Consider the following 8,576-nt stretch of genomic DNA (forward strand, 5'->3'; position numbering starts at 1 on the left):
CTGGAAGCTGAGGAACAGTTTTTCGGTATAGTTCTTTCTGCCTTGCATACCTTTAATTTACGCATTTCCACACATTTATAAAAGCAAAAATTGATGTTTATTGGAGTTCTGCAACGGCCACGGCCATTATACATATCAGGCTTGAAGTATGGGTATAGTTCCGAAAAACGTTCGTGGCTGTTGCAGAACTCCGATAAATGAAACGATTTAGAAAAAGAGGGCCGTTCCAAAAAAGGTCTTTTTAAAGAACTTATAGTTTTGATACTATTACTTGTTGACAATTCGGTCATATGTTGAGTAGATACAAGTAGTACAATGGCAAAAGTATTTATGTCATGGTCTAGAGAGCCAGTCTAAAAAGTCCATAATCGGTAAAGATCTTCCATTTTCTTGAATTTGTACAGATCCACCTCGATGAACATTTTATGTTTCCGTATAAGATGGTATATATCAAAGGGAAGCAAATACCTTTCAAGCAAGTCCGCATATTCACTTACGGTGGCCTTATCACATTGAATTGACACTTTAAGCATGGAGGCCTCATCTGCCGAACTGAAGATCGAGTCGGTGGCCATCCAAGCACCTGTATAGTTTTCGGACCTGACAACAGGAAGGATTTGGGGAAAAGCGATAGACACCTCATGGACCAGTGACCCATCAAATCTTTTTAGTTTGCCACATTTACTTTGGAAATAGGACTTTAGTTCTTTACTGGCTATCCGGTCAACAGCCCTGCAATATTCATTTTGAGACTCCTTGTTCTTTAGGATTATCCCATGCAGTCTGTCTGCCATTTCCCAGTTTTCCTTGCTAACAGTGGTAACATGCATCGATTTTGGTTTTGGTAGAAACAATTTCGGCAATTGTAAGCAACCGTGTTGCATCCATCACAAAAATTATTGACTCGAATGAAGTAGTTCGGATTACCCTTTCGAGATTCCTAGACTTGGTCAGGAGAGGAAAAGGTCACCGGTGTACAGTCGTTTAATCAAAAACGACAACGATTATTATTTGATTCCGGGAACGGAAGAATGAAGAACAGAATGGTAATGGTCGATGTCCCATAAAACGTTCGAGGCTGTTGCAGAACTCCGATAAATAAAACGATTTTAGAAAAGGGGACAGTTCCAAAAAAGGTTCGTGGCCGTTGCAGAACTCCAATAAACATCAATTTTTGCTTTTATAAATGTGTGGAAATGCGTAAATTAAAGGTATGCAAGGCAGAAAGAACTATACCGAAAAACTGTTCCTCAGCTTCCAGTTATCGGACCGGATTCCAAAGGAAAATCTTTACAGAAGGCTCCGCGAAACACTTGACCTGAGTTTTCTTTATAAGGATACCAATGAACTTTATGGCAGGACCGGTAACCCTTCGATCGACCCCGTAGTCTTTTTTAAGCTGGATTACCTACAAAATTTGGGACTAATTTTTTCAAGCCACTTTTTTAGAAAACCCTCTTAGTTTCATTTCCATTTCTAATGGGGAGAGATACATGGGGCTCAGGAAGATAAACACCATAGGATTGGAACAGGCCAACAAGGTGATGCACCTCTCGGCCATTGCCTACAACCTGAAGAAGTACCTGAAATTCGAACAAAAACGCTCAAAAAGTGGGGTAGGCAAGGCCGCCTTGTCGGTTTTTATAAAAACCGGACTACATAAGCTGCAAAGATGGTTTCTATGCCCTGCAAAAACAATGGTCTGTTCGGGTGCTTAAAAAACAAAATCACCTTAAAAAGCGGTTATCGAGGTCGTTGTTTTAATAATTGCGGGGTTGTGCAACGGTTACTATTGTTGTACAAAGTTTTTCCGTTAAAGTTGGCTTTAATTATGAGTGATAAGTTATTCAATTCCAAAAATGTATTCAAAAAGGTTGTATGTTTAAGCAAGCTGGCCTTTACTAATCTTATCTATTTGTTTCCGGCTATCAAATAATTATGATATAATAAATGCTAAAAACCTTGCGGCTATAAGCAATAATATTACGGCCTATTTTATTTTCTAATATTGTTTTTACTCTTACTTAATATTGGATTTTCGTCTTTAATCTCTATTTAGGGTTAATGGATGAGTGTCTTTCCCATCAAAATAAAAGGACCTATTCGCTGCAATCACCATTTAAAATGTCTTGCTGGGTTGGATTAAATGAATTACTAGATATATCAAATGAGTTCGAAAAACCATTGTCAATCAATGGTTTAAGCCCGCAAAAATTATTTAAGGCAAGATTATGACTGATTATTAATTTGCCCTTTAAAGTACTTAAATTATTTAATCCATTTATTTCAACTAAAGATTTATTACTACTAATTCCAAGAAAGTCGTCAATTTGAACTACATTCTCAAGCCCATCGAGATTGATCAACGAATCATTGTTATGGATTACTAATCTGTCATTAATTATTTCAAGCTTGTTAAGCCCCAAAATATTTGTCAGAGCGCCATTGTAAGAAATTACAATATAACTGCCAACATTAGTGAGACTTTTTAATCCATCAAGATTAGTAATTAAGGCATTTTTATCTATTGTCAATTCATAACCCACTGAAGTCAAGCTGGAAAGCCCATTAATATTTTTTAATGCAGGGTTGGACTGGATTGTAAGACCATATTCAATGGATTTTAAATTTGAAAGGGCATCAATATTCTCAAGAGTTTCGTTAAAATCAATTCCCAACCAGCGACTAATAGTGGTAAGATTTTCAAGACCATCTAAATTTTTTAAACTTGGATTAGAATCAATATCTAAAAACCCACCTATTTCTTTAATACTAGCTAGATCGTCTATGCTGCTTAATTCATTATTATATTGAATTTGAATATTTCCTCCTACAGCGGTTAAATTATTCAATCCCTCAAAACCTGTTAAATTTGTATTATTAATGTGGAAGTCACCATCTACGGTTTTTAACCCCTCAAGTGGTTTTAAACTATTAATGTTACTACCAAAATCAGCAAGGATTAGCAAATTACCCGAAACCCTTTCATATCCATAGGCACCGAAATTATCAATCATTTCCTGTGTTCTCAAATTGACATCACCTTCGATAACAAGCTCAGGCTTTTCAAGAGTTTTGAAACTTAATTCATTTCCATAGGATGTTCCTTCACTATTTGTCGCGTAAGCCCTTAAATAATAGATGGTGTTTTCAACCAAATCGTTTAATGAACTTGTAAAGCTTCCGGCATTTGTGCCATCCAAGGTTCTATTGTCACTTGTAGTAGGGCTGGCCGAAGTACTCCAGCAAATACCTCTTGCGGTAATGGGAGCTCCGCCGTCATTGGTGATGTTTCCGCCACTTTTTATTGAGGTCTCAGTTATTTCTGAAACAGCGGAAGAGGTTAATTCTGGTACAGTAATAGATTTTTCTTCTTCTATTTTATTAGTGCTGTCTTTTTCGCAAGCACAAACCGCAAAAACAAGGATGATTAGTACAAAGAACTTTTTCATATCAAAAATGGGTATTTATTTTTTATAGAATAACGAATGGTTCACAATCCTATTGTGAATAAAAATATGCTATTCAAATACCTTATATTAAGTCGTAGGTTATTTTCAAAAATGTTGTACAACGAAGATATATGATTAATGATTATATATCTATTATACTAAAACAACCAAATTAATGCTTTTTAGTGAAATATAATAGTCCCGTAAAAGGGCCAATAAACGAAACGATTTTAAAAAAGGGGACTGTTCCAAAAAAGGTTCATTTTAAGGAACTGTTCCAAAAAAAAGATGATTATTAACTTTAGGGAACTGGACTAGGGTTTTTCATAGGATAAGGTGTTGCCAGAAGTTTTTATTCCGTTCAACTTGTCTTTTCGTAATTTAGTTCAGGATTCCAATTCTCAAAATTACACACTTTCAAATACCTTAAATGCTCAATTAAATAACCGGCTATTATTTTTTGGCATTCAGTATAACTGTGTGCTATATTTGATAAGTCCGTTATTCCTTTTTCTTGACGGAATATATTATTCCGACTACAATTTATATATGGTACGTATTTATTTCCATTCAGAGTAGGTGAGTAACCTAAAGTCAAAATTCCGTATTTAAACAAAAAGTCGTCAAAAAAGCCATAGTAGTTTCTATGTTGACGACTGTTTTTGAATTTTTCATTGACGTATTCTAAAACAGGATGATTTTCGCTTATTAGCAAACGTTTTATTTCTCGGTTAAAGATTGTTGTACTCATACTGTTTTTCTTTATTCGTTAATTCTAAAACACTTATTGTCAAAGTTGAAAAAGCGTGAACAATTTTGGTTCTAAATGTAAATCGAGTGTATTTTTCTCCATTCAGGTTTTTTAATATTCCTTTTACCCACAACTCTAACTCTCCGTTGTTCAAGTCAAATTTATAATCGTGAGCTAAATTGTTCCTCAATTTATTCAACTTTTTTAATGCGTTGACAATTATTTTTTTCTTTTCCGTCTGCTCAAAATCTAATTTTTCTATCGCAAGTATTTTACTGTAAAAAGATAATGATTTTCGGTTTTCAATTCCGCACCTATTAAGTTTACCATCTAATATTTTCTCGATAAGTAAATGTCCTTTTAAGAGGATTAATTCTAAATCCGTTCTTGAGTCAAGATGTCCCCAAACTGCCCACTCCATTAAAAAATCATAATTTTCTTTCATTTCAAGGGTTTCTAATGCGCACAACGGTTTTGTATAAGATTAGTTGCGTGATTAAGCACCTAATTTAGCAAATACAAACCGAATAGAAAATCCGCGAGGATTTTCGTAAGTAGGCTCGTTCTAGCAATTAATTTTATACGGCAACTGGCTTTATTCCGTTTTTGGTGGTATTATTTCTGTTTTCTCTTCTCTGTCTACAGGGAAAGATGGTCTAACAGGTTCTCTACTTGGTGTAGATGGTTGTTCGTTTGGTTCGTCATCGTTTAACATAATTCAGATTTTTTAATTATTAGAAATATTGTTGTTATAAAAATAGTAGCGAGTGATAATATTATGAACGTTTTTGCTCTATAAAGATAAATTGCTCGACTGTCATTTATTTGCGTGTTTCTGTCTGCAATTGCAATTAGTTTATCCGTTAAATCTTCCTCAAAGGTAATATGTTTTTCTTTTGCGACTTGCTCGTTATATTTTGGGATTTCTACTTTTTGAAAATTCCTAACTTCTTTAAGTAATGAAATATTTGGATAGCTAAATCCTCTCAAAAAATTATTATAAGATTTTACGAGAAAAAGGATACTCAAAGTCAATAATATAATGGTTAGTCCGAGTAAAATTAATGCAACTTTGCTATTGTCAATAAAAGCTTTGTATTCCGCTGAAGTATAATAAAAAGATACAAGTCCAATTAACAATGAGATAATTCCAATTGGTATGGAAATAGAATCGTCTAGACTTTTTCGTCTGCTCAATTCTCTGTCATAAATGCTCTTATAAAATGCTAAATCGTTCATTTAATTGGTCAAATTTCTTTTCTCCGAGATCGTTTTTTATTAATTCTGAATTCCGTCCCATAATTGTTCTAAAATTAAGTAATTCGGTTTGATTTTCATTCCAAAATTCAGACGGCAAACTCGAAACTGCGATAAGTAAATCGCCTTCATAAAAATCACATTCGGTCAAAATATTCCGTTCGAGTTTTTCGAGTGCGATTCCGATTAAATGTTCAATTCCGATTTTTTGAGAAATCAGAAGTCTAATTTGTTTGTCTGTTAATTCCGCAATACTTATTTTCCGATAACGATAGCATTTTTCAACCAAATCAGTCAGAAATTCGAAAGGATTTTTCCAAACGTCTTTTTCTAATTGTTCGATTGATTTTGTTTCCATTCTCGATTTTTTCAGCTTGTTGCCAACAAAGATTTATGATCAATGACTATATATCTATTATACTAACACAACCAAATTAATGGTTTTTAGTGAATTATAATAGTCCCATAAAAGGGCCGATAAATGACACGATTTTAGAAAAGGGGACAGTTCCAAAAAAGGTTCCTATTAAGGAACTATCAAAAATTAGATGTTTATTAACTTTAGAGAACTGGACTAGTGCTTTTCATAGGACATGGTGTTTTTTGCAGAACTTTTTATTTCCTCAAGTATAGTTTTTATGCGTTCACTTTTTATTTTTTCTGCATAAAATAAAATCACAAAATCATAACGTTTAATCAAATCAGTTTTTAAGATTCCAGACGAACAATTCAACCAACCATCAGACTTATTACCGTAATAAAATAATATTTCTTCTTTTTTAGGTAATTCCGTTGGAATATTTGTTCTTGAATTAAAACTTCCCGTTACAATTTTAGATAAGTCAACCTTTTCAACTGGTTTTATTCCAGGAAGTGTTTGTTTCATTGTTAGAGTGTCATTTTTTTCAAAGAAATAGAAGCGGTGAAAAACTGTGGTGTCTTTTCTAGCAATATGATGGTCAAATGTTATTCTGTTTTCTATTTGGATGTCTTCAATTATATTTTTTTTCGAAGTGAGTTTTCCATTCTCAAAAATTTCGTAACTTATTGATATATATTCCCCTTTTTTAAGGTCAAAAGGATATTTGAAAATATGAATTCCCTGTCCCTCAAAAACACTTTTTAAGTCTTCTGAATCAATGTCATAATTATTGTTTTCTCCTTGTCCAAAACAATATAATTGAAGACATAATAAAAAAAGCAATATTAATTTTTTCATTTATGGCGTTTTGTTGCTTCGTATTGCACACAGCATTAGGAATATAATCTTTGGTCATTTATCCATTATACGATAACTGCCAAATTAATATTTTTTAATGAATAAGCATAGCCCCATGAAATAGCCGATAAATGAAAAGACTTTAGTAAGATATTTGTTCCAAAAAAGGTTCTTTTTAAGGAACTATCGAAAATTAGATGTTAATCAACTTTAGAGGATTGGACTAGTGCTTTTCATAGAATACTGTGTAGTAGATGGTTTTTATATTTCTTTCTCCATAATCACGATATCCTTTTGCTTAAAGGTCCTCTATTTGAACTTTTATAAGGTCAATAGATATCAGCTTCTTAATGATGTAACAGTTGGCCAAGCTTATCGTCCAACTCTTTTCCCTTCAAATCTCTACCAACGATTATTCCATCGCCATCAATCAAAAAATTATCCGGAATAGCGTTCACACCGTAGATAAGTGCTGCTTGATTATGGAACATTTTTAAATCACTAACGTGCACCCAGTTTAGACTATCCTTTGCTATGGCCTTTAGCCAATATTCGCGATCAACATCCAACGAAACCGCAAAAACTTCGAAACCTTCGTTCTTATATTTCTCATGAGTCTTGACAAGATTAGGATTCTCTTGACGACAGGGAGCACACCATGCCGCCCAAAATTCCAAAAGCACCGCCTTTTTCCCATTCATATCCGATAATTTAGATTTATTCCCCTCGGTATCTAACATTTCAAAATCCACAAAATGATTGCCTATTGTCAAATCCTTGTTCAGCTCAATGTACCTCGAAATATTCTTGCCATATTTTGAATTCTTATTTTCCGATGAAAATCTATCAAACAACATTTTAGTAGTTTCTTTTCCCCAAGCCGTACAATAAGTACTAAGCATACTTGAACTTACAAGGGAATTAGGAAATTCCATTACGAATTGACGCTGTATCTCAGCGTCCCTTCTTCGTGAATAAGCCTTACTAATTGAATCAACAAAAGATTCCTGCCTATCGCTATATTTGTTTTCTATACTATCTCTTCCTTTATCAACGACTTCCAACCGTGTATCTAATAAATCTTCTTCAAGTTGAGTTCGTGAGCCAATTATATTAGCTTCCCTAAATTTCCCCTTTTCTGCCTTGAACTCTATCGAACTGTTTTCCAGCCAAAAATATTTAAAGTCTCTGGTTCCATCTACATCTAAGACAATTTTGACTGGTCCATCTACAATACCATTAAGTTCGAATTTTTCTCCTACAACTATTGTGGAATCGATTTTCTTGTTGTCGAGTAATAAGTACACAGCAGTACTATCCTCAATACTTTTTGCAATACCATTTATTGAGTAGCCCTTATCTTTCTCTTTACAGGAAATTAAAATGAACATCGTGGTAAAAATGAAAGCGATTATTCTCATAATATATTTGGTTTTTTAAAGTGTTCTCTTTAAAGTTTAAACTGCAATTTACATTTTTTTGAAGGATATTAGGCTTGATGATACTGGCCAATTTGGTGGCATAAACCTTTTGAATTTGGACTATCATTAGGCTGAATATTTAAATTCTGGAGAACTATATTATGCACAAACCTAAAAACCCTGCACATGTTTCCGAATGATTATAAATTTCGAATTTAAAAAGCCAAATGAGATTAGACTTTTTCTGTTTTAAACAGTCGTTTGAAATTACTCGATGCCCTAGCAGTTACAGCAATTTCAAATTACATATCAGAACTCGACTAAGTGATATCCATTGTCCCATAAAACGGCCGTGGCTGTTGCAGAACTCCAATAAACATCAATTTTTGCTTTTATAAATGTGCGGAAATCCGTAAATTAAAGGTATGCAAGGCAAAAAGAATTATACTGAAAAACTCTTCCTCAGCTTCCAGTTA

Annotated in this window: 10 protein-coding genes; 2 read left to right on the forward strand and 8 right to left on the reverse strand. The window is 33.6% G+C overall.

Annotated elements, in window-relative coordinates; all coding sequences use genetic code 11:
• Positions 1–353: 353 nt before the first annotated feature.
• On the reverse strand, positions 354–830 hold the full coding sequence (locus CWD90_RS22560; protein ID WP_103478318.1) for a ferritin family protein: 477 nt from the start codon (positions 828–830) through the stop codon (positions 354–356).
• Between the two features lie 383 nt (positions 831–1,213).
• Between CWD90_RS22560 and CWD90_RS22565 the strand changes: the two genes are divergently transcribed.
• Together CWD90_RS22565 and CWD90_RS23535 are read left to right on the forward strand one after the other, a co-directional pair.
• The gene (locus CWD90_RS22565) at positions 1,214–1,462 is read left to right on the forward strand and encodes a hypothetical protein (protein WP_192878060.1); all 249 of its coding nucleotides are present in this window, start codon (positions 1,214–1,216) and stop codon (positions 1,460–1,462) included.
• A gap of 31 nt (positions 1,463–1,493) precedes the next feature.
• Positions 1,494–1,718 carry a transposase gene (locus tag CWD90_RS23535; RefSeq protein ID WP_239986596.1) on the forward strand — a complete coding sequence of 75 codons (225 nt, stop codon included), beginning with the start codon at positions 1,494–1,496 and terminating at the stop codon, positions 1,716–1,718.
• Positions 1,719–2,099: 381 nt separating this feature from the next.
• Here CWD90_RS23535 and CWD90_RS22575 read toward each other — a convergent pair whose 3' ends face one another.
• From CWD90_RS22575 to CWD90_RS22605, 7 genes are all read right to left on the reverse strand, one after another.
• Positions 2,100–3,452, reverse strand: a complete 1,353-nt coding sequence (locus tag CWD90_RS22575) for a receptor L domain-containing protein (RefSeq protein ID WP_103478319.1) — start codon at positions 3,450–3,452, stop codon at positions 2,100–2,102.
• Between the two features lie 361 nt (positions 3,453–3,813).
• Positions 3,814–4,203: a hypothetical protein gene (locus CWD90_RS22580; RefSeq protein ID WP_103478320.1), complete on the reverse strand. Its 390-nt coding sequence runs from the start codon at positions 4,201–4,203 to the stop codon at positions 3,814–3,816.
• Positions 4,184–4,648: a hypothetical protein gene (locus tag CWD90_RS22585; protein ID WP_103478321.1), complete on the reverse strand. Its 465-nt coding sequence runs from the start codon at positions 4,646–4,648 to the stop codon at positions 4,184–4,186. The genes CWD90_RS22580 and CWD90_RS22585 overlap by 20 nt, the downstream gene beginning before the upstream one ends.
• A gap of 263 nt (positions 4,649–4,911) precedes the next feature.
• Positions 4,912–5,442 (reverse strand): hypothetical protein, encoded by a 531-nt coding sequence (locus CWD90_RS22590; RefSeq protein WP_103478322.1) that lies wholly within the window; start codon positions 5,440–5,442, stop codon positions 4,912–4,914.
• Positions 5,420–5,818 carry a contact-dependent growth inhibition system immunity protein gene (locus CWD90_RS22595; protein WP_103478323.1) on the reverse strand — a complete coding sequence of 133 codons (399 nt, stop codon included), beginning with the start codon at positions 5,816–5,818 and terminating at the stop codon, positions 5,420–5,422. Before CWD90_RS22595 ends, CWD90_RS22590 begins: the two co-directional genes overlap by 23 nt.
• 216 nt (positions 5,819–6,034) lie before the next feature.
• Entirely contained in the window at positions 6,035–6,679 is a 645-nt protein-coding gene (locus tag CWD90_RS22600) for a hypothetical protein (protein ID WP_103478324.1), read from the reverse strand.
• A 347-nt stretch (positions 6,680–7,026) separates the two neighbouring features.
• Positions 7,027–8,100 (reverse strand): TlpA disulfide reductase family protein, encoded by a 1,074-nt coding sequence (locus tag CWD90_RS22605; protein ID WP_103478325.1) that lies wholly within the window; start codon positions 8,098–8,100, stop codon positions 7,027–7,029.
• Between the last annotated feature and the right edge of the window lie 476 nt (positions 8,101–8,576).

Source organism: Arenibacter catalasegens (genome assembly GCF_002909235.1).
Lineage (GTDB): Bacteria > Bacteroidota > Bacteroidia > Flavobacteriales > Flavobacteriaceae > Arenibacter > Arenibacter catalasegens.

What these genes read in the sequence shown, in the direction of transcription:
- CWD90_RS22590 (WP_103478322.1), bottom strand. Translation starts at nt 5,442, where the DNA reads ATGAACGATTTAGCATTTTATAAGAGCATTTATGACAGAGAATTGAGC.
- CWD90_RS22560 (WP_103478318.1), bottom strand. Translation starts at nt 830, where the DNA reads ATGCATGTTACCACTGTTAGCAAGGAAAACTGGGAAATGGCAGACAGA.
- CWD90_RS22580 (WP_103478320.1), bottom strand. Translation starts at nt 4,203, where the DNA reads ATGAGTACAACAATCTTTAACCGAGAAATAAAACGTTTGCTAATAAGC.
- CWD90_RS22585 (WP_103478321.1), bottom strand. Translation starts at nt 4,648, where the DNA reads ATGAAAGAAAATTATGATTTTTTAATGGAGTGGGCAGTTTGGGGACAT.
- CWD90_RS22605 (WP_103478325.1), bottom strand. Translation starts at nt 8,100, where the DNA reads ATGAGAATAATCGCTTTCATTTTTACCACGATGTTCATTTTAATTTCC.
- CWD90_RS22565 (WP_192878060.1), top strand. Translation starts at nt 1,214, where the DNA reads ATGCAAGGCAGAAAGAACTATACCGAAAAACTGTTCCTCAGCTTCCAG.
- CWD90_RS23535 (WP_239986596.1), top strand. Translation starts at nt 1,494, where the DNA reads ATGGGGCTCAGGAAGATAAACACCATAGGATTGGAACAGGCCAACAAG.
- CWD90_RS22575 (WP_103478319.1), bottom strand. Translation starts at nt 3,452, where the DNA reads ATGAAAAAGTTCTTTGTACTAATCATCCTTGTTTTTGCGGTTTGTGCT.
- CWD90_RS22595 (WP_103478323.1), bottom strand. Translation starts at nt 5,818, where the DNA reads ATGGAAACAAAATCAATCGAACAATTAGAAAAAGACGTTTGGAAAAAT.
- CWD90_RS22600 (WP_103478324.1), bottom strand. Translation starts at nt 6,679, where the DNA reads ATGAAAAAATTAATATTGCTTTTTTTATTATGTCTTCAATTATATTGT.